A 21,043-nucleotide genomic window follows, 5' to 3' on the forward strand; every position below is an offset into this window, starting at 1 on the left:
TTTATCATGAATAAAGTACGTGAACAATTGGAAATACTTGAAAGAGTGAACGAAAGGGAGTATTATTTATGTCATTTGAAAATCCAACACAAGAAAAAATCTTCGATTATTTAAAAACAGCAAAAACGATTGCAATTGTTGGTTTGAGTAATAAGGAAGAACGAACAAGTTACCAAATTGCTCGATTTCTGCAAGAACGGGGATATCGTATCATTCCGGTGAACCCATTATTAGCAGGAGAGATCATTTTAGGCGAAAAGGTCTATGCGTCGCTACAGGAAATCCAAGAACCGATCGATATCGTGGATATTTTTCGGCGTAGTGAATTTTTGCCAGAGGTAGCTGCTGACTTTTTACAGACTCAAGCAAAAGTATTTTGGGCGCAATTAGGTATCGCAAATGAAGAAGCAGCAAACAAGCTTCAATCAGCAAATCGCAAAGACATCGTCATGGATCGTTGTATAAAAATCGAGTGGAACAATATGAACGAAAAAGATAACTAAATGTTTGCATTTTAAATAACGTGAAATATTTAATCGACAAGACAAAAGCGAACAATAGGATAAAAAAGATGGTATTCTCAAAGGTTAGTTAGTAATTAAGTTTTAATTCTTTCCTAACCTCTTTTTTTTCATGCGTATTTCTAGTATGATTATCGTGATGCGGTTTTAACCGTAAAGTATTATTGAAGGAGCGTTTGCCTTGGCAAAAAAAGTAAAGAACGAATATAATGATGCATCGATCCAGGTTCTTGAAGGATTAGAGGCAGTTAGAAAACGACCAGGAATGTATATCGGGTCAACGGATAGCCGGGGCTTACATCATTTAGTCTATGAGATCGTTGACAATGCGGTTGATGAAGCTTTATCTGGATTTGGAAATGAAATTGATGTAACCATTCATGAAGACAATAGTATCACTGTGACAGATAGCGGTCGTGGTATGCCAGTTGGGATGCATGCTTCTGGTATCCCCACAGTTGAAGTGATTTTTACTGTACTACATGCCGGCGGAAAGTTCGGTCAAGGAGGATACAAGACCTCAGGGGGACTACACGGTGTCGGAGCAAGTGTGGTCAATGCTTTATCAAAATGGTTGGTTGTTACAATCGTCCGTGATGGGATTGAATACCAACAAAAATTCAGCAATGGTGGTAAGCCTGATGGTACACTGAAAAAAATCGGGAAAACCAAGAAATCCAATGGAACGACAGTTCATTTCTTACCAGATGACACGATCTTTTCCACTACTAAATTTTCTTATGATATTTTATCTGAACGTTTGCGAGAATCAGCTTTTCTTTTAAGAGGAGTAAAAATCACACTTTCTGATCTGCGTGGTGAAGAGCCAGTCAAGGAAGTTTTTCACTATGAAGAAGGAATCAAAGAATTTGTTGATTACCTAAACGAAGAAAAAGATACGTTGACACCAGTTGTTTATTTTTCTGGTGAAAAAGACGGTATCGAAGTTGAAGTTTCGTATCAGTACAATGATGGATATTCAGAAAACGTGTTGTCATTTGTGAATAATGTCCGAACGAAAGATGGAGGCACCCATGAAGTCGGCATGAAGTCAGCGATGACGAAAGCCTACAATGAATATGCCCGAAAAGTGGGATTACTGAAGGAACGAGATAAGAACCTCGAAGGTAGTGATTTTAGAGAAGGTTTGGCAGCCGTCCTCTCCATTCGGGTACCTGAGAATCTCTTACAATTTGAAGGACAGACAAAAGAAAAATTGGGTACACCAATTGCCCGTACAGTAGTAGATAATGTCATTGGAGAACAAATGGGCTTTTATTTACAGGAAAACAGTGAAATGAGCCAAATGCTGGTGCGAAAAGCAATCAAAGCCCGAGAAGCTCGTGAAGCTGCCCGAAAAGCCCGAGAAGAAAGCCGTAATGGGAAAAAACGTAAAAAAGGCGAATCATTACTTTCAGGGAAACTGACACCTGCCCAATCGCGAAATCCGAAGAAGAATGAGTTATACCTCGTGGAGGGAGACTCTGCTGGTGGTTCAGCAAAACAAGGAAGAGACCGTAAATTCCAAGCCATCTTGCCTCTTCGTGGGAAAGTGATCAACACTGAAAAAGCAAAAATGCAAGACATCTTGAAAAACGAAGAAATCAATACGATGATCTATACGATCGGTTCAGGTGTTGGACCTGAGTTTTCAATTGAAGATTGCAATTATGACAAAATTATTATCATGACCGATGCGGATACCGATGGTGCACATATTCAAGTGCTATTACTGACGTTCTTTTATCGTTACATGAAACCATTGATCGAAGCAGGAAAAGTGTATATCGCATTACCACCGCTTTATAAGGTTTCTAAAGGTCAAGGAAAAAAACAAGTGGTCGAATATGCTTGGACAGATGATGAATTAGCAGCGACCATCAAAAAAATTGGTAAAGGCTATATGTTGCAACGCTATAAAGGTCTTGGAGAAATGAATGCAGAACAATTGTGGGAAACTACCATGGACCCAGCCTCTCGAACGTTGATTCGTGTGAGGATAGATGATGCTGCTCAAGCGGAACGTCGCGTGACGACATTAATGGGGGACAAAGTTGAACCTCGCCGAAAATGGATCGAAAATCATGTGCAATTCACGTTAGAAGAAGATGGTAGTATCTTAGATAAAAAAGAAGATATTGAAAATACAGCTACGTCCAATGAATTGTTCGATGAAGAGAAACAATCTGAATTAGTAGAAGAATAGGAGGTCACCTAATGGAAGAACGTCAAGAAGTCCAAGAACTAACCCTAGAAGAAGTGATGGGTGACCGCTTTGGACGTTACTCAAAATATATTATTCAAGAAAGAGCATTGCCAGACATCCGAGATGGATTGAAACCCGTTCAAAGACGAATTTTATTTGCGATGAATAAAGATGGCAATACTTTTGATAAAGGATTCCGTAAATCTGCCAAATCTGTCGGAAATATCATGGGGAATTATCATCCTCATGGGGACAGTAGTATTTATGAAGCCATGGTTCGGATGAGTCAGGATTGGAAGCTAAGAGAAGTACTTATAGAGATGCACGGAAATAACGGTAGTATGGATGGTGACCCACCAGCTGCTATGCGTTATACAGAAGCACGGCTCTCCCAATTAAGTGGTGAAATGTTGGCAGATATTGAAAAAAATACGGTTGATCTTGTATGGAACTTTGATGATACTGAAAAAGAACCAACTGTGTTGCCAGCGAGATATCCAAACCTATTAGTCAATGGTTCAACGGGAATTTCCGCTGGTTATGCTACGGAGATCCCTACCCATAACTTAGCAGAAGTCATTGATGGTACGATTTACCTCATTGATCATCCCCAAGCGAGTTTAGAGAAACTAATGGATTATATCCCTGGTCCTGATTTTCCTACTGGGGGAATCTTACAAGGAAAAGCAGAGATCAAAAAAGCTTATGAAACTGGACGTGGAAAAGTCATTCTGCGATCAAAGACTAAAATTGAAGCGATTAAAGGGAACAAGCAGCAAATCGTGATTTCCGAGATCCCTTATGAAGTAAATAAAGCCACATTAGTGAAGAAAATGGATGAAATCCGTTTAAATAAAAAAATCGATGGCATTGCAGAAGTTAGAGATGAAAGTGACCGCACTGGATTACAGATCGTGGTTGAATTGAAAAAAGATGCTAACGCACAAGGTATCCTCAATTATCTGTTTAAAAATACTGAACTACAAATCAATTACAACTTCAATATGGTAGCTATTGATCACATGACACCGCATCAAGTGGGGTTAAAAGATATTTTAAGTAGTTATATTGATCATCGAAAACAAGTGATCACGAAACGAAGTCAATTTGATTTAGAAAAAGCACAAAAGCGCCAGCATATCGTAGAAGGTTTAATGAAAGCTTTGTCGATCTTGGATGAAGTCATTGCTACGATTCGAGAAAGTAAAGATAAGAAAAACGCGAAGCAAAATTTAGTCGAAGTTTTTCAGTTTACGGAAGAACAAGCTGAAGCAATCGTGACGTTGCAACTATATCGTCTAACAAATACGGATATTACAGAATTACGTAAAGAATCAGAAAGCTTAATAGCACAAATCACTGAATTGAACAAAATTCTATCTAATGATAAAGAATTATTCTCGGTCATGAAGAAAGAACTTCGTGAGGTCAAGAAAAAGTATGCTAATGTACGTTTAACGACAATTGAAGACGAAATCGAAGAAATCAAAATTGATACAAAAGTGTTAGTAGCACAAGAAGATGTGATTGTCAGCGTAACGAAGGAAGGTTATGTGAAACGGACTAGTCTACGTTCATATAGTGCTTCTAAACCAGAGGAAATCGGCATGAGAGAAGGGGACTATCTCTTGTATTCTGGTGAACTAAATACCTTGGATCATGTGTTGTTGATCACCAATAAGGCAAATGTCATTTATCGTCCTGTCCATGAATTGCCAGATTTAAAATGGAAAGATGCTGGAGAACATATTTCACAAACGATTGTCAATCTTTCGGTTGATGAATCGATTCTAGCTGTTTTTCCATACAAAAAAATCGAAGCAGAAAAAACATTGGTCTTCATCAGTAAAAATGGCTGGGTAAAACAAACTCGAATGACTGAATTTGAACCATGGCGTACTTATAAGAGTCGTCCGTTAAGTGGCATGAAACTCAAAAGTGACGATGATGAATTAGTTGCGTCTTACTTGGTAGAAGGTCAAACGGATTTAGATCTCTTTTTAGTCACCTACCAAGGGATGGGGTTACGATATCCATTAGAAGAAGTACCTGTGGTAGGAGCAAAAGCTGCTGGCGTTCGTTCAATCAACCTCAAAGACGAAGATACTGTCGTTAACGGGTTACTCGTTTTGACAGAAGGAGATACGCCAATCATCATCGTCACTCAACGTGGTGCGGTAAAACGGATGCTTGCGCAAGAAATTAGTCAAACCTCTCGAGCAAAACGTGGTGTTACGGTTCTACGTGAACTAAAGAAAAACCCACATCGAGTTATTCATATGTCTGAAGGAAACGCTAAAGAAATAATAATCATCAATCAAAAAGGTCAAGAGCTAATGATTGACCCAACGGATTATCCGATTGGCGATCGAACGTCTAATGGCTCATTTGCAGTTGACGAGAAAAAAGGCGGCGAAGTGATTAAAGTCATTGAGCCACCTGAAGTAGCCATTACCGATTAACTGTTATAGTTTTTTGAAAGAAGGTAGATCTGTTTTAATACAGAACTACCTTCTTTTTTCTGATTATTAAAAAATTATAAATATTAAGATAAAAAAATATGAAAGTGTTCACAATTGCTAAAGCTTGGTATATTAGCGTTTGTTGATATAAGTGAATAAAAACGCCATCTTTTGTTAAATAAAAAACAAGAAAACCCTTGCAAAGATGCTCGTCTGTGTTATACTAATCACGTAAAAACTGTTACATAAAACAGATAACGGGAGGTCCATACAATGGAGCAATGGAATGGATTTAAAGGAACGAAATGGAAAGAAGGCGTAGATACAAGAGACTTCATCCAAAATAACTACACTGAATACCGTGGAGACGACAGCTTTTTAGAAAAACCAACTGAAGCAACAGAAAAGCTTTGGGCAGAATTACAAAAATTAAATGATATTCAATTTGAACGCAATGGCGTTTATGACATGGACACAGAAATCGTTTCAACGATTACCTCACATGATGCAGGTTATTTAGACAAAGATCTTGAAAAAATCGTTGGTTTACAAACAGATAAACCATTGAAACAAGCATTTATGCCATTTGGTGGTATCAATATGGCTAACAATGCATTAACAAGTAATGGTTACACACCTAATGATGAGTTGACACATATCTTTAGCGATTGGCGTAAAACACATAACCAAGGTGTATTTGATGCCTATACAGCTGAAATGCGTGCAGCACGTAAAAACAAAATCATTACAGGCCTTCCAGATGCTTATGGACGTGGACGAATCATCGGAGACTACCGTCGTATCGCATTGTATGGTATTGACTATTTGATGGAACAAAAGAAAAAAGACCATGATATGACAGGTTTCCATACAATGGATGAAGAAGTCATTCGTCTTCGTGAAGAAATCACAGAACAATATCGTGCTTTAGCACAAATGAAAGAAATGGCTGCAAAATATGGCTATGATATCTCTAAACCAGCTGCTAATGCAAAAGAAGCAGTACAATGGTTATACTTCGGTTATTTAGCAGCAATCAAATCACAAAATGGTGCAGCAATGTCAATCGGACGTATCTCTGCTTTCTTAGATATCTATATCCAACGTGACTTAGATAATGGCGTGATTACCGAACAAGAAGCACAAGAATTGATCGATCACTTAGTCATGAAATTGCGTATGGTGAAATTTGCCCGTACACCAGAATACAATCAATTATTCTCAGGATTCCCAATCTGGGCGACTCTTTCAATCGCTGGAATGGGCTTAGATGGACGCTCATTAGTAACTAAGAATGATTTCCGTCTATTGCACACATTGACTAACATGGGTCCTTCTCCTGAACCAAACTTAACAGTTTTATATTCAGAACATTTACCAGAAGGCTTCAGAACTTATGCAAGTAAAATTGCAATCGAAAGCTCATCTATCCAATTTGAAAATGACAATCTTCTTCGTGAACAATGGGGTTCAGATGATTGCGCTATTGCATGTTGTGTATCTGGAACAGTTGTTGGAAAAGACATGCAGTTCTTCGGTGCTCGTGCGAACTTAGCAAAAGCATTATTATACGCAATCAACGGTGGGGTTGATGAAGTAACTGGTGCTCAAGTTGCTCCTGAATATCGTCCAATCACAGCTGATGTATTAGACTTTGAAGAAGTAAAACACAAATTTATGAATGTGATGGACTGGTTAGCTGAATTATATGTGAATACATTAAACATCATCCATTATATGCATGATAAATATTCTTATGAAGCAGCTCAACTGGCATTGATGGATTCAGATTTGAAACGTACATTTGCAACAGGGATTGCTGGAATCTCTCATGCAGCGGATAGCTTGTCAGCAATCAAATATGCAGATGTGAAACCAATCCGTAACGAAAAAGGAATTGCCGTTGATTTCGAAGTAACTGGCGACTTCCCTAAATACGGAAATGACGATGATGCAGCAGATGAGTTAGCAGAATGGATCTTAGAATACTTTATGACACAAATCAAACGTCATAAAACATACCGTAACTCCACACCAACAACGTCATTATTAACAATCACATCAAACGTGGTTTATGGTAAAAACACTGGTAACACACCTGATGGACGTGAAGCAGGTAAACCTCTTGCTCCTGGGGCAAACCCAAGTTACAATGCAGAACAAAATGGATTGTTGGCAAGTCTTAACTCAACTGCTAAAATCAATTATGGTTATGCACGTGACGGGATCTCTAATACGCAAACGATCAATCCTTCCGGTCTTGGAAAAGATGAAGAAACACGTATCGGCAACTTGCGTAATGTATTAGATGGTTACTTCTCTAAGGGAGCGTACCATTTGAACGTCAATGTATTTAGTAATGATCTATTACGTGACGCTATGGAAAATCCAATGAAATACCCTAACTTGACGATCCGTGTCTCAGGTTATGCTGTTAAATTCCGTGATCTAACGAGAGAACAACAATTAGACGTATTGATGAGAACATCACACGATAGAATGTAAAGCGGAATAAATAATACGATCTATCATTAAAAAGAACGATTGAAAAAGGTTGAGGGCAAGGCGGAGGTCTTTGCCCTCGTCTTTTCCTAGCAATCGGTTGATTCAAGTGTCTTTTGAAATAAAATGAAATCAAAGAAAAGAAGTGATCCTTATGGAAGAAAAAACAATTGGCTATGTTCATTCGATCGAAACGTTTGGTTCTGTAGATGGACCAGGCGTTAGATTCGTCGTTTTTATGCAAGGTTGTCGCATGCGTTGTGAATTTTGTCATAATCCTGATACATGGAATATAGGCGGAGGAAAAGAATATACGGCGGATGAACTATTAGACCAAGCAGAGCGCTATCGTTCCTATTGGGGTTCAGAAGGCGGTATCACTGTTAGTGGAGGCGAACCTTTATTACAGATCGATTTTTTGATCGAACTGTTCAAGAAAGCGAAAGAGCGTGGTATGCATACTACGCTAGATACTTGTGGGAAGCCTTTCACGCGTGACGAACCATTCTTTTCTCGTTTTCAAGAATTGATGAAGTATACTGAATTGTTACTGTTTGATATCAAACACATCGACAACGAAGAGCATAAAAAGTTAACACGTTGGGATAATGAAAATATTCTGGAGATGGCGCAATATCTTTCTGAAATCAATAAGCCAGTGTGGATCAGACACGTATTAGTTCCTGAACGCAGTGACTATGATGAATACTTGATTCGGCTAGATGACTTTATCAAGACATTGAACAATGTAGCTAAAGTAGAGATTCTACCTTACCATACGATGGGGAAATATAAGTGGGAAACACTTGGCTTAGATTATCCACTAGAAGGTATTGAACCGCCAACAAAAGAAAGAGTCGAGAATGCCAAACGACTACTTCACACAGAAGACTATCGAGGATATCTCAGCAATAAGAACTGAGTAGCTGTGTAAAATCAAATCTGGGTCAGAATGAATCTCATTCTGTCTCAGATTTTTTGTTTCGCACAAAGCGCACGAAAATGTGACTGAAGAATCCTCCAGTCACATAAATGATAGAGCCAATTAAGCAATGACCTAAATGCTATATGTTCATTTTTTAGCGATACTAAAACACTTTTGATAGCGGATTGTCTTGTTCGATGATCTGTGAATGTAGGGTAATCCATAATAGTTTGATGTAGGTGTGCTGTTTCTTTTGATGAAGCAAATAAGTGCTGTTTGAGTCACCTGCTTTTTGAGAAGAAAAAGGGTGAGTAACAAGGGCGTTTATTTGGCTGGTTGCAAAAGTTCTATCAACAAGTTGAACAATGAGAAATATTGGATGCTCCAATCGTTTTTTGTCCATTTATATTTCTCATTCAGTGGGATACACCAAGTGAATGTCATTTTTTTCAATGATTTTATGATAAATCTTAGGCGGTTTTTTATTGGTAACAATCGCATCATAATCATAATAATCACCTATCTTGAAAAAATGAGTAGAGTCAAATTTCGTTTCGTCAGCCAATAAAACAATCTCTTGTGCTTTATTCATCATTTCTTTTTTGATTTGTGCTTGATTGAAGTTTGCTTCATAAATCCCTTCATGGTCGAGCCCCCGGCAAGATAAAAAGGCAGCATTGAAACGAAAGGAACTGGTAATGGGATCAAGTGTATTTGAAATAACTGTACTAGCATTAAGTTTGACTTCACCGCCAGTCAAATAAATTTTTAAAGATTCGTTCTAACATTCACTTAACTTTAAAGCTGTACGCAAACCATTGGTAATGATAATTAAGTTAGGTATCTTAACAAGTAGTGGAATAAGGTGTAGAACAGTACTGCTGGAATCTAAAAAAATACACATACCTGGTGCAATAAAATCTCGTGCTAATTCACTGATGATCTTTTTTTCCGGGATATTACTGGCTTCTCTTTGAAGATAAGTATATTCCATGTTTGTCGTTTCGTTCAAGATCGCTCCGCCCCAAGTTCTGCGGATCAATTTTCGTTTTTCTAGCTCAAGTAATTCTCTGCGAAGTGTACTTATACTACAGTGAAGGTGAGTACAAAGTTCTTTGGAAGTTGCTTGTTTCTTTTTTACCAAATAGCTTAAAAGATCGCTTGTACGTCTAGTCTCCATTTTTTTCTCCAAGTTTTTCTTTTATTATAGCGCTTTCTTTTTGCGAATAAAATGCTTTTGAATAAAAATGAATGAGTTGAACAAAAATCTTGCTAATTTTTGAACAATGATCAAAATTTTAAGCAAGGATTTCCTTTGGTTAGAAAGCGCTTTATAATCGAGGCATACATACGTTGGAATAAAAGGAAACGATGGAAGAATAACAGATAAAAATTAGATTTGTGATATATGTAAATAAAATGTGGCGGCAAAAAGCTGGGTTGTCAGGATAAAGAAAATGGTTCTATGAAGTTGATGGATCAGTTTTTTTAGGTATCTTCATCGGGATCAGCAGCCTGTAGATTATTCATTGACCAGTGCGGATGGAATTGTGAGGAGTAATTATAGAAATGAAAAGTTGCTATTTATAACTAAAGCCCTAGATAACACGACAGGATTAGCTAAAGAATCAAGGAGGGACATATGGTACGAGAAGTTGCTACTAACGGGAAAAATAAACAGCACAGACAGCTTTCTAAGTCGATTTTATCTTATCTTTTTGTCTTTCTAGTGCCATTTTTTATGGTATCGTTAATTTGGTTTCATACGGCTAAAGAAAGCATTAATCAGCAAGTTGTTTTGACAGCCAAGAACCAGTTACTCCAATTGAAGTACTCATCTGAAAATAAGTTTTTGCAATTGGATAATATCACTCAACATATTCCTTATAACACCAATCTTTCACCTGGAAGGCTTTCCCATAGTTATTATGCTCGTGAAGGACAACTTAGCTTGCAACAATATAAGCTAAGTAATGATTTTGTTGAGGAAATTTATCTTTACTACAAAGAAAACCCAAATACATTGTTTTCATCTGCCGGTAGCTTGACAGTGGACAATTTTTTGCAACGAAAAATCAATAATCATTCGCTTGATAAAAAAGAGCTGCTTTCACATCTAGATAACGATATTCCAACTGGGCTAACCCTGAAAAAAGAACCCAATTCCACACAACTTTTTTACATTGTTCCAATTAAAGATGCAGAAATGCATTTTTATGGCGTAGCAATCTATTCAATCAATCTTTCGATTTTGAATAAGCTGTTGAATCTTTCCAATAGTGATGGTATCAGTACCAACTATCTGATTGATGACTCGTATCGTATTCTAGCAGCAGATACCAGTAATAACAAACTAACGGCGCATTTGCATCAGCCGAAGCAAATACAAATGATCTTGCAACAGGATAATTTTTACTACAACCATCGAAACTATCTTGTCCAGTCTTTGAATAGCAGGGATTTGAATATGTCATTTGTTTCTGTAATGGATCCATCACAAGCTTTGACAAAGATCAATACCATCCACCAAAAGTTTTTAAAACTTTTTTTTGTGATATTTGTGTTTGGTCTAGTGTTTGTAGTGATTATAGGTACTCGTTTTTCACAGCCAATCCGCAACATTGAAAAATTGATTGATCAATATTATCGAAATAAAATCGGTGTAGCTGTTTCCAACGGGAATGTCTATGAAACGTTGGCGCAATTTTTGAACGAACATGAAGAGCTACATAAAGAAATTAAACGACAGACTCCCCATGCGAGAGAACAGGTCCTTAGAAAAATTTTAGGAGGGAAATTTAAGTCTCCAGAAGATTCATTAGTTCTACTGAACTCTGTCCAAGTACATTTTACCGGTACTTGCTATTTTGTCGTCGTAGTTGATTATCCTATCCAGAGCATTGACGACACAGCTAATGAGTTACCGCTGAAAGTAAGCGGAAAGAACTTTTCGGGATATGGTACAGAGATCCTATCTGCAGGAGTGACCGCCTATATTTTTAGTACCTATGAAAAAACTAGTCACAAGAAAGTTGTAATAGAGATGATTCAGCAACTAAAAAAAACGTGTTACGGTACTTTTAGGATAGGAGTAGGAAATAGTACTGAAAACCTTACGAAGATCAATGCTTCTTATATTGAAGGTTTGGCCGCATTAGACTATTCAACAGTAGAAAATAACTTTGTTTTCTATAATGAAATTCCAAGTGAAGAGTCTTCAACTAGCATTAATTACCCAGATGGAGAAAAACTGAAATTGATTCAAAGTCTGCGTCAAGGAGACTTAACGATTGCTGCGGAAACGATTGAATCGTTGATTGAGCGGGGGATTAAAGAACATTTTTCTTATAGTGGACAAAAAATGTATGGTTTTTATCTGTTAAATGCAGTTGCTAAAGTAAGTAGTAATTTGCAAAATAAAACAATTTTGAAAAAAGCAGAAAGAAGTGCCAAGTTTAGTAATTTACTCGAATTGAAGCAACAACTATTAATGCTCGCAAAAATGATCTGTGAGGTTATGCAAGTTAAGCCACAAAATCAAGAGTCTGTGCTGAAAAAAGAATTGTTCGAATATCTTCACAAAAACTATGCTTCTTCCCAATTATCTATGGAAAAGTTGGCAGATGAATTTCAACTTTCAGTTTCGTATCTTAGCCGTTTTATCAAAAAAGAAACAGGTACTACTTTCTCAAAATATCTGCAAGAATTGCGGCTAGAAAAAATCAAGCAAGACTTAATAGAAACTGATTTGCCAATAAAAACGATTATTCAAAAGAATGGTTATTATGATGTTTCAAACTATACGAGAAAATTCAGGACGAACGTTGGTGTGACTCCAGGTCAATACCGAACAATGAATAGAGAAGGAACTTTATAAGCAATAAATAGGAGTAAACTAAGGGGGGCATCGAACTGGAGCAGGACGAAGAAGTCATTTTATTTCCAGTTTTGAGCTTCTAACTAAAAAAACAAAAGCAAATAATTGTAAAAGACTGAAATAACTACCCAAATTGTTGCTTTTTCAGCATACAACTTGGGTAGTTATTCAAATGTTTTACGATATTTCTCACTAAAAGTATGTTTTTACAAGCTTTCGATGCCAGTATTGTTTGTGAATCGACGAAGGAAGTATCATCTGCTTTATATTTGCTCTTTATTCGTCTTTCAAGGTAATTTCAATTACTGGGATCAGCACATCAGGCTTGATGATTGGCAAGGTGATGACAAGATCTTCTGGAGCAATGACTGCTTCTGTAGAAGTAATCACTTCGTCCGGATCAAATCCTCGATAAAAAATTTCCGAGCCATCATTGAGCAGACGAATAAACTCAACTTTACCTGCTAATCCTTTAAGATGAAGGTTGCGGTAAGGATAAGAAAAGAGATGCAGATAAAGCTTGTTTCCATTTTGTGTATATCGGCAATCGTCAGGAGCTTCAAAGGCGCTATATGAACAGCCAATGACAGATGCTTTGTGAAGGGTCATCCAATCCCCGATAGCATGAAGCCGCTCCAACGTTTTCGTATCAATCATTCCTCGTGGATTAGGACCAATATTCATCAAGAAATTCCCATTTTTTGAAACGGTATCAATCAGCATTTTCAAAAGCATCTCACTACTTTTCCATTCCATATTGTCACGGTCATACCCCCAAGTGCCATACATTGTCTGACAGGCTTCCCAGATAACAGGCATGCCGTTTTTCTCTAATGGTTTATCAGGTTGAAACTGTTCTGGAGTAGTGATGCCATGTCCTAAATCAAGCCGATCATTCAATAGGAGATGGGGTTGCAGTTCTAAGCAGAGCTTTTCTAGTGCTTCGCTATCCCAATCAATGTGCCCTTTTCCTTTTGACCAACCCCAATCGCGGTGGCTGTAAGAAAAATCGAACCATAAATAATCGATTTTTCCATATTCTGTCAGTAGTTCTTTGACTTGTTCGCGAAGATAGCGTTGATAAATCTTGATATCTCTTTCGGAATTTTTTTCTCGCAGTTTCTGGTTCTCTCTTTCAGGATGCAGTCCGTCTAGTGGGAAATGTTCATGGCGCCAATCGATCAGTGAGTGGTATAACCCGATTTTGATCCCGACTTTGCGAAAAGCCGGGAGTAGCTCTGCCAGAAGATCTCGTCCAAAAGCAGTATTGGTGATTTTGTAATCAGTTTGTTTCGTATCCCATAAGGCAAAGCCTTCATGATGTTTTGTCGTGAATACCATGTATTTTACCCCACAGCGAGCGGCTTCTTTTGCCCAAGCATCTGCATCAAACAAATCAGGGTTAAAATGCTGAAAATATTTTTTTGAATATTCCTCTAAAGAGACTTGTTCTGTGGTCATAAACCATTCGTGTCTAGCTCCCACACTGAACAAGCCAAAATGGATAAACAAACCAAAACGATCATGGATAAACCAGTTAGGATCAGGATAGTCGGTGGGCCAATTATTGAATTTTTTCATATGAACACTCCTAATTTAAAAATTGTGTATTTGTCATTGTTGTTTCTTTGATTTTCCATTTATTCTCTTCAAAAATAAAGGTGTGATATGCCGTTGTGATATGATCTCGATATGCCTTCTTCCCATGATTCACTGTTTTTTGTTCTGCCACTACTAACATCGATTGAGGCGCTTGTTTGATTACTTCGAAAGAAAGCAGTTCATGACTGACATCATAGTCTTTAAAAAATTGCTGCATTTCTTTTGTGGTCGCTTTATGTGCATCTTTGACTAGTGTTGCTAAATAGTCGTTCAGATTTTTATCCGTTGCAGCCTTTAAATTTTGTTGCAAAAGCTGATGGCAGATGTTCGCAGTTCTTTGATTATTGATTTTCCCAGTGATTTTAGTAGATGTCTGTTTTGCTTCGACACGAGGCACGTTTCTGACAAGCTGAGAAGCAGCAGTGACCAACAAAAAAATACTCAGAATGACCAAAAAAAGAGTTCTCTTTTTCATTTTTTATTCCTGCCTTTAGATATCTGATAGTTTACTAGCACTATAAATTCCATGGAACAAGTTTCGCCCGACACCGCTTGCTGTTTTGAAAGGAGCATCGAAGGGTAAAGGCGTTTGCTCAAGCTCAGGCAATTGCTTGATTTCTCCTGTTAAAAATTTATTCAGTCGCCAAATGGTTGTTTCTATCCGACTTTTTAAGGCACCGTAACGAAGATCGATAATTTCATAGCCAAAGGGTTTATTCCATTCAAACCATAGCTGGCGATGGAGGTGTTGCAACTCATTGATCTTTTTGGTGAGAACTTCCAGTTCGTGAAGGATTAGTTGTAACTGGTCATTCCTTTTTGATTGGTAGGCTCGATAAGAGCGACCGATCAAATTTGTTTTTATAAAAAGGACTTGTGCTAATTTCTGATAAAAAGTAAACATCGTTTGTGTGTCCTCATTAGCTGTTACGCTAGATAGTTTCTCACTTAAGTCCTTATAATGCGAAGGAAGTTCTAAATTTTGCAGATCAACATCGTAAAGACCGTATAATAGATCTTGATAAAGTGCCAACTTACTACTATTTGATCCATCAGGGTTATTTTTTGCTACACCTTTCGTCTGATCAAAAGCATCTAGCAGTAAAAAATCATCAGCTTCAAGATGGTGGAAGAGACGGAAACGCTCCTTAATCAGTTCCATGCTTACTTCAGGAGCAAATTGTTCCTCGCTGAATTGTTGTAATCCTAACAAACTTGCGATGATCGGTGTTTCAGCACTATCATCGCCCCATAAAGTAGCATAAACTTCGTTGATTTTTTCCTCTTTTGCGACAGAAAGACTAGCACTGGTCGTTTCAAACGATTTTCCATAATTTGGTGCAAGACCATTCCACGTCCAGATACCGCCCGCAAAAACGATCGGTCGTTGCAATTTTTTATGATTTGAAAAATGCAATTGGTATTCTTCTTTTGAATGATGGTAATAATCCCAATAAACCATACTAATTTCAGGAATCTTTGCAATCAAATCTTCTGGGAAATGTACGTCTTTATCGTAATAGTCTCCTGACTTTGAACCGATTCTAAAAAACATATCGCTCCACATCATGGGCTGTAACTGATAGTTCCTGCAGATTTCCATTACTTTTTTCAGATGCTTTTCCATAATATCAAAGCGATCGATCAAACCATGCTGGGTTAAATAATGACCACGTCCCAGATCATGAGCTTCGTCCATCCCGATATGAATTTTTGAGGTTTTAAAAGCGGCTGCGATCACAGAAATTGCACGATCTAAAAATTGATATGTTTTTTCCTCTTCCACAAGGAGAATATCACTTGTATCTCTCATGCCATTGGCAAATCCCCATTTTAGCGGATTAGTTAAATGAGCCAGCGTTTGAATACAAGGAATCAGCTCGATCCCTACCGTCTCTGCAAAAGCATCCAACGCCTTTAATTCCTCAAGAGAATAGGCACCACGACAATAACCAAAATAAGGATAATCAGGGATTTGATACGTATCTTCCATATAAAGCATGCAGCTATTTAATCCCATCTTGCTACAAAGAACAAAAAAGTGTTTCAGCTGATCAACAGTCATCACAGCATTTCTAGAAAGATCTACCATGGGACCAATTTTTTCAAATTGCGGAAACTCTTCATAAACAAATTCTTCTTCACAGCGATCTAACCAGAGTGACAGCGCTCGAAAAAGATGGGCTTTTTCCTGAAAATAGATAAACGTTTCGTTTTCTTTATTTTCAATTTTTAATGAACCGTTGCGCTGAATCAGTTGGAGTGGTTTTCCATTATCTGAAATAGTTAACGCTAATTCGTTTGTCGCAATTTCAAAAAAATCACGCATGACATCTGTAAGTTCGATTGAAACTTGCATAATAACCTCCTTGAAGTAATCGTTTTCATTTTCAGTATATAGCACTTGTAAAAAAAGAAAATAACTAGCTTGAAAGTACATAATCTGTTTATTTGACATAGTGAAAGTTGATGAATATACATAGCCAATCAGCTTCTGGAAAATAATCAATGAAAGAAAAAACGAAAGGGATAAGTAACAGGTAGTAGCCTTAGCAAAAATTGAAAAAAGGCTTGAGTCAACGATTGGCAGAAGGTTCCCTTTGATGGCGACAATTATGAATAAGGAGTGAAACAGACATTTGACTTTTACCTAAAGGGCTGACGAATCGCATTGTAGATTGTAAGTTAAAAAAAGAGCTATTATTGAGGTTTCCTTGTAAAATCTCCTCGCAGTTCTGTTACAGCTTTTAGCTGTTTGTTTGATTTAAGGTTTGTTTTTTGTTATTGCGTTAACGTACGATTTTTTTCTTCAATTTTAATCATTGATTGCAAAGAGAACCAACTTAATGGCAAACAGAATAAAGGCACAAAAGCCACGATTGTCAAAATTGGGAAAAAGGTAGAGACAGCCGTCACGACAAAGATCCCCAGAATAATCGCTACGGTCTCAATCAAGCTACACAAAGATAGAAATAATGCTTGTTTGAAATATTGTGTGAATGACAAATCATAACGTAAAAATACTGGGAATAAATAAAGAATGACTATGACAGTTGCGATAAATAATAATAAGATCCCCATATGAATGAAAGGGTTTTGTAAATACACAGCTGCAATTCTCAGATCCATCCATAGAAATCCTAGTAACATGCCAGCAGCATAGCCTAGTTGATTTGTTGAAATAAACAGATTATTGAAGCTTGTTTGAAAATCTGAATATAAGACTTGAGGAATTTGTTTTTCTTCAAATAAATGATAGAAAAATTTGAGAACGGTAACACTTGCGGGAAAAGTTCCTAGTAGAATACAACCTTTTAATACCGATAAAAACCAAAATACTTGGAGCTTGATGAGAAAAAGCAAGAATTTTCCTAAAGAATAGGTGAAATCAAAAATAGAATGTGGTGATCGTTTATGTTGATTCATAGCTAAAACCTCCTTGTATTAGTCATACAGCTCTTTTTATTATAGTAAGGTTTATTTATGTTTTCTATCAGTATGCGATTATTACATAGCTTTTTCTACTTTTACATAGTTACTTTCCGACTAAGAGATAAGATATAGATATCCTCTAAATAAGTTACGCTTTATGCTGTTTTTACATAGCTTATGCTTTTTACATATTGCTGTTGCCTTGCTTTTTTTGTAAATTTAAAGCACAAACATGAAAGGGGTTTCATAAATGGCGATACGCGGAGATATCGAAGTACCTAAAGAGGTTGAATTAGATCATAGGACTTATCCAGAAACAGAAATGCTAAAAGAACGATTAGAATGGTTTCAAGATTTAAAACTTGGCGTGATTTTTCACTACGGACTTTATGCTCAAGCAGGAATCGTAGAATCTTGGCAACTTTCTGAAAAAGACCTTTGGGCAAGAGAAGGGCGTGAGTTTCGGAAAGATTTTAAACAACTGCAACTAGACTACTGGAATTTGATTAAAGAGTTTAACCCAGAAAAATTACAGGCAAAGAAATGGGCAAGTATATGTAAAGAAGCAGGCTTTAAGTATTGTATTTTTACAACGAAACATCACGATGGGTTTAATATGTACAATACTCTTGAAACAGAATATAAGGTTGGCGGTAAACAAAGCCCGTTTAAAAGAGATATTTTAAAAGAAGTTTTTGAGGCTTTTCGTAAGGAAGAAATAGCAACAGGAGCCTACTATTCAAAAGCCGATTGGTATTCGCCGTTTTATTGGTTGGATGACGATACGATCAAGGGGCGTCATGCGAGCTATGATACGGAACGTTACCCAGAAATTTGGCAACGTTACGTATGTTTTGTTCATAATCAGATTAAAGAAATCACGCATAACTATGGTCATGTGGATCTTTTATGGTTAGATGCTGGTTGGTGTGGACAGAAAAAAGAAGACCTGGAAATGGATCGATTAGCAGAAATCGCTCGTGAGAAGCAACCGGAATTAATTATTGTGGATCGTATGATGGGGGGCAGACATGAGAACTATGTGACCCCTGAACGAAAGGTGCCAGAACTAGCTGAAATTCCCAAGAAAGTTTGGGAAAGTAATATCCCGATTGGTGATGATTGGGGCTATGTACCAAATGATCGCTTTAAGAGTTCCCAAGAACTATTGGAAACTTTTGTCGATGTGGTCAGCAAAGGTGGGAATTTGATCTTAGGAGTTGGGCCAAAACCAGATGGTACCTTTACTGATGAAGAAACCAAAATCTTACAGGAAATTGGGAATTGGCTAAATATCTATGGAGAAGGAATCTATGAAACTCGCTCACAACCTAAAGAATGGCAAAATCAGTGGAAATTAACATACAGCAAAGATCAAACCATACACTATGCCTTTCAAAGTATTCGCTTTACACAAGAAAAAATATTTTTAGCTGACATTGAGGCCGATAAACATCATGTGATTAAAGATTTATCTACAAAAAAAGAATTAGAAGTATATACGGAAGAAGATCAAATATATATCCTCAGCAGTGAATTAGAGAAACCAGCAATTGGGCTGATTGGTCTTGAAATTTCAAAAAAGCCACAAGGATAGAGATGAGTGAACTTCATAAAAGGAGGTTAAAAAATGGCTGATGCATTACTTGATGTCAATAAAGAGAAAGAGAAAACAAAATGGTCAGAGATCAAAAAAAAATTATATAAAAGCCGACAGCTGTATGTTTTTGTCATTCCAGCATTGGTGGTGGTTGCTGTTTTTTCTTACGGTCCCATGTACGGCGTGATTATAGCATTCAAGGATTATATCCCATCATTAGGGATTTTTGGAAGTCCTTGGGTAGGATTTAAGCATTTCCAACGTTTTTTTGATTCCTACTATTTCTGGGATCTAATTAAAAACACGTTAGGTATCAGTATATATTCTTTGGTCGTAGGATTTCCGCTACCGATTATATTAGCACTAGCACTAAATGAGTTGAAAGATGGAAAATTTAAAAAATTTACGCAGACAGTGACTTATGCACCTAATTTTATTTCAGTCGTTGTCGTTTGCGGTATGTTAATTGCTTTTTTGACGCCTTCCACCGGTATTATTAACCATCTACTGGTTTTTCTAGGTTTTGAGCGAATTAGTTTCATGACAGATCCTCGTTGGTTTAAAACGATCTACGTATTATCTGGGGTTTGGCAAGGAACAGGATGGGGCTCAGTGATTTATTTAGCTGCATTATCTGGTGTTGATACGCAGCTTCATGAAGCTGCAACTGTCGATGGTGCAACGAGATGGCAAAGAATCTGGTATATCAACTTACCGACTATCATTCCTACTATGGTTATTTTACTGATCATGAATGTAGGGAGTTTGATGTCATTAGGTTATGAAAAAATCCTGTTGATGCAAAATGCGTTGAATATGGATTCTTCAAATGTGATTGCCACGTTTGTTTACAAACAAGGGTTGCTTGACGCACAGTACAGCTATGCATCAGCTGTCGGACTGTTCAATGCAGCAATCAACGCATTTTTATTAATCACAGTAAATAAAATTTCGCGTAAAGTCAGCGAAACAAGCTTATGGTAATGGAGGGAAAATAATGTATTCAAAAGCGATCCGATCATCGAAAGGCGACAAATTTTTTATGTTTCTCATCTACTTGTTTATTGCCATTGCACTTTTGTTGGTTATTTATCCGTTGATTTATGTTATAAGCGCATCTATATCTAGTCCGACCTCCGTCAATTCTGGAGAAATGTGGCTATTGCCAAAAAAGATCACTTGGGATGGTTACAAAACAATTTTTACGTATAAAAGTATCTGGCAAGGTTACCGGAACACGATTTATTACACATTACTAGGTACATTTATCAATTTATTATGTACACTTCCTTGTGCATATGCTCTAGGAAGAGCAGAATTTTATGGGAAAAATCTATTTATGAAGTTTTTGATGGTTCCTATGTTTATCAGTGGCGGTTTGGTACCTACTTATTTATTGATTAAAAATCTAGGGATGAATGATTCGATTTGGGCGTTAGTTATTCCAGGGGCCGTTTCAGTTTATAATATTGCAATTACACGTACTTTCTTTCAATCCACCATCCCTAGAGAAATGGAGGAAGCGGCATTGATTGATGGATGTTCTGACTTTCAGATATTTATGAAGATTGTTTTACCTTTATCAATGCCAATTATTGCAGTAATGGGACTATTTTGCGGAGTGGCCCATTGGAATAGTTATTTTAGTGCGTTAATCTATTTAACAAACAAATCAATGTATCCGCTTCAATTAATCCTGCGAGAGATTTTAGTGAATCAAGATTTAACAAAAGGAACAACAGAGATGACAGCAGCGGCAGCAGAAGTAGCTTATAGTAAACAACAGCTTGCACAAGTCATTAAATATGGAGTAATGATCGTTTCGACATTACCAATCATTATGATCTATCCGTTTTTACAAAAGTACTTTGTTAAAGGTGTCATGGTTGGTTCTTTGAAAGGCTAACTAAAAATAA

14 protein-coding genes and 1 pseudogene are annotated in these 21,043 nt (G+C 37.1%); 9 read left to right on the top strand and 6 right to left on the bottom strand.

The features are described from left to right. The first annotated feature begins 68 nt into the window (after positions 1 to 68). The 5 genes from IGJ11_RS05060 (at position 69) to pflA (ending at position 8,613) form a co-directional block, all read left to right on the top strand. Entirely contained in the window at positions 69 to 503 is a 435-nt protein-coding gene (locus tag IGJ11_RS05060) for a CoA-binding protein (RefSeq protein WP_010719456.1), read from the top strand. A gap of 199 nt (positions 504 to 702) precedes the next feature. Beyond that, positions 703 to 2,727 (top strand): DNA topoisomerase IV subunit B, encoded by a 2,025-nt coding sequence (gene parE, locus IGJ11_RS05065; RefSeq protein WP_207432432.1) that lies wholly within the window; start codon positions 703 to 705, stop codon positions 2,725 to 2,727. Positions 2,728 to 2,738: 11 nt separating this feature from the next. After that, positions 2,739 to 5,189: a DNA topoisomerase IV subunit A gene (gene parC / locus IGJ11_RS05070; protein WP_207432430.1), complete on the top strand. Its 2,451-nt coding sequence runs from the start codon at positions 2,739 to 2,741 to the stop codon at positions 5,187 to 5,189. 273 nt (positions 5,190 to 5,462) lie between these two features. Beyond that, positions 5,463 to 7,694, top strand: a complete 2,232-nt coding sequence (gene pflB / locus IGJ11_RS05075; protein WP_010719453.1) for a formate C-acetyltransferase — start codon at positions 5,463 to 5,465, stop codon at positions 7,692 to 7,694. Between the two features lie 151 nt (positions 7,695 to 7,845). After that, entirely contained in the window at positions 7,846 to 8,613 is a 768-nt protein-coding gene (gene pflA, locus IGJ11_RS05080) for a pyruvate formate-lyase-activating protein (RefSeq protein ID WP_010737384.1), read from the top strand. Between the two features lie 166 nt (positions 8,614 to 8,779). On the opposite strand, the gene IGJ11_RS05085 is transcribed toward pflA, so the two are convergent. Continuing rightward, entirely contained in the window at positions 8,780 to 9,019 is a 240-nt protein-coding gene (locus IGJ11_RS05085) for a hypothetical protein (RefSeq protein WP_207432428.1), read from the bottom strand. Between the two features lie 9 nt (positions 9,020 to 9,028). Next, a pseudogene (locus IGJ11_RS05090) lies at positions 9,029 to 9,796 on the bottom strand (DeoR/GlpR family DNA-binding transcription regulator). 462 nt (positions 9,797 to 10,258) lie between these two features. Between IGJ11_RS05090 and IGJ11_RS05095 the strand changes: the two are divergent. Continuing rightward, complete coding sequence (locus IGJ11_RS05095; protein ID WP_251849624.1) at positions 10,259 to 12,493, top strand: helix-turn-helix domain-containing protein; 2,235 nt, start codon at positions 10,259 to 10,261, stop codon at positions 12,491 to 12,493. Between the two features lie 276 nt (positions 12,494 to 12,769). On the opposite strand, the gene IGJ11_RS05100 is transcribed toward IGJ11_RS05095, so the two are convergent. The 4 genes from IGJ11_RS05100 to IGJ11_RS05115 form a co-directional block, all read right to left on the bottom strand. Beyond that, positions 12,770 to 14,074 (bottom strand): alpha-L-fucosidase, encoded by a 1,305-nt coding sequence (locus IGJ11_RS05100; RefSeq protein WP_207432422.1) that lies wholly within the window; start codon positions 14,072 to 14,074, stop codon positions 12,770 to 12,772. Between the two features lie 10 nt (positions 14,075 to 14,084). Next, positions 14,085 to 14,549, bottom strand: coding sequence for a hypothetical protein (locus IGJ11_RS05105; RefSeq protein WP_258924912.1), 465 nt, complete (start codon positions 14,547 to 14,549; stop codon positions 14,085 to 14,087). Between the two features lie 36 nt (positions 14,550 to 14,585). Further along, positions 14,586 to 16,454: a beta-N-acetylhexosaminidase gene (locus tag IGJ11_RS05110; RefSeq protein ID WP_207432420.1), complete on the bottom strand. Its 1,869-nt coding sequence runs from the start codon at positions 16,452 to 16,454 to the stop codon at positions 14,586 to 14,588. Between the two features lie 422 nt (positions 16,455 to 16,876). After that, positions 16,877 to 17,521 carry a DUF624 domain-containing protein gene (locus IGJ11_RS05115; RefSeq protein ID WP_010737390.1) on the bottom strand — a complete coding sequence of 215 codons (645 nt, stop codon included), beginning with the start codon at positions 17,519 to 17,521 and terminating at the stop codon, positions 16,877 to 16,879. Between the two features lie 256 nt (positions 17,522 to 17,777). Here IGJ11_RS05115 and IGJ11_RS05120 point away from each other — a divergent pair, with 256 nt between their 5' ends. The 3 genes from IGJ11_RS05120 to IGJ11_RS05130 are packed head-to-tail and all read left to right on the top strand — an operon-like array spanning position 17,778 to position 21,033. Then, positions 17,778 to 19,124 carry an alpha-L-fucosidase gene (locus IGJ11_RS05120; RefSeq protein WP_053766421.1) on the top strand — a complete coding sequence of 449 codons (1,347 nt, stop codon included), beginning with the start codon at positions 17,778 to 17,780 and terminating at the stop codon, positions 19,122 to 19,124. Between the two features lie 33 nt (positions 19,125 to 19,157). Continuing rightward, positions 19,158 to 20,111, top strand: coding sequence for an ABC transporter permease (locus IGJ11_RS05125; protein WP_034867549.1), 954 nt, complete (start codon positions 19,158 to 19,160; stop codon positions 20,109 to 20,111). Positions 20,112 to 20,121: 10 nt separating this feature from the next. Further along, entirely contained in the window at positions 20,122 to 21,033 is a 912-nt protein-coding gene (locus tag IGJ11_RS05130; RefSeq protein ID WP_370566457.1) for a carbohydrate ABC transporter permease, read from the top strand. The last annotated feature ends 10 nt before the right edge of the window (positions 21,034 to 21,043 follow it).

Origin of the sequence: Enterococcus sp. DIV0691 (genome assembly GCF_051711145.1) — a bacterium.
GTDB lineage: Bacteria > Bacillota > Bacilli > Lactobacillales > Enterococcaceae > Enterococcus_B > Enterococcus_B hirae.

What these genes read in the sequence shown, in the direction of transcription:
- parC (WP_207432430.1), top strand. Translation starts at nt 2,739, where the DNA reads ATGGAAGAACGTCAAGAAGTCCAAGAACTAACCCTAGAAGAAGTGATG.
- IGJ11_RS05115 (WP_010737390.1), bottom strand. Translation starts at nt 17,521, where the DNA reads ATGAATCAACATAAACGATCACCACATTCTATTTTTGATTTCACCTAT.
- IGJ11_RS05120 (WP_053766421.1), top strand. Translation starts at nt 17,778, where the DNA reads ATGGCGATACGCGGAGATATCGAAGTACCTAAAGAGGTTGAATTAGAT.
- IGJ11_RS05125 (WP_034867549.1), top strand. Translation starts at nt 19,158, where the DNA reads ATGGCTGATGCATTACTTGATGTCAATAAAGAGAAAGAGAAAACAAAA.
- IGJ11_RS05085 (WP_207432428.1), bottom strand. Translation starts at nt 9,019, where the DNA reads ATGGACAAAAAACGATTGGAGCATCCAATATTTCTCATTGTTCAACTT.
- pflB (WP_010719453.1), top strand. Translation starts at nt 5,463, where the DNA reads ATGGAGCAATGGAATGGATTTAAAGGAACGAAATGGAAAGAAGGCGTA.
- IGJ11_RS05060 (WP_010719456.1), top strand. Translation starts at nt 69, where the DNA reads ATGTCATTTGAAAATCCAACACAAGAAAAAATCTTCGATTATTTAAAA.
- IGJ11_RS05110 (WP_207432420.1), bottom strand. Translation starts at nt 16,454, where the DNA reads ATGCAAGTTTCAATCGAACTTACAGATGTCATGCGTGATTTTTTTGAA.
- IGJ11_RS05100 (WP_207432422.1), bottom strand. Translation starts at nt 14,074, where the DNA reads ATGAAAAAATTCAATAATTGGCCCACCGACTATCCTGATCCTAACTGG.
- IGJ11_RS05095 (WP_251849624.1), top strand. Translation starts at nt 10,259, where the DNA reads ATGGTACGAGAAGTTGCTACTAACGGGAAAAATAAACAGCACAGACAG.
- pflA (WP_010737384.1), top strand. Translation starts at nt 7,846, where the DNA reads ATGGAAGAAAAAACAATTGGCTATGTTCATTCGATCGAAACGTTTGGT.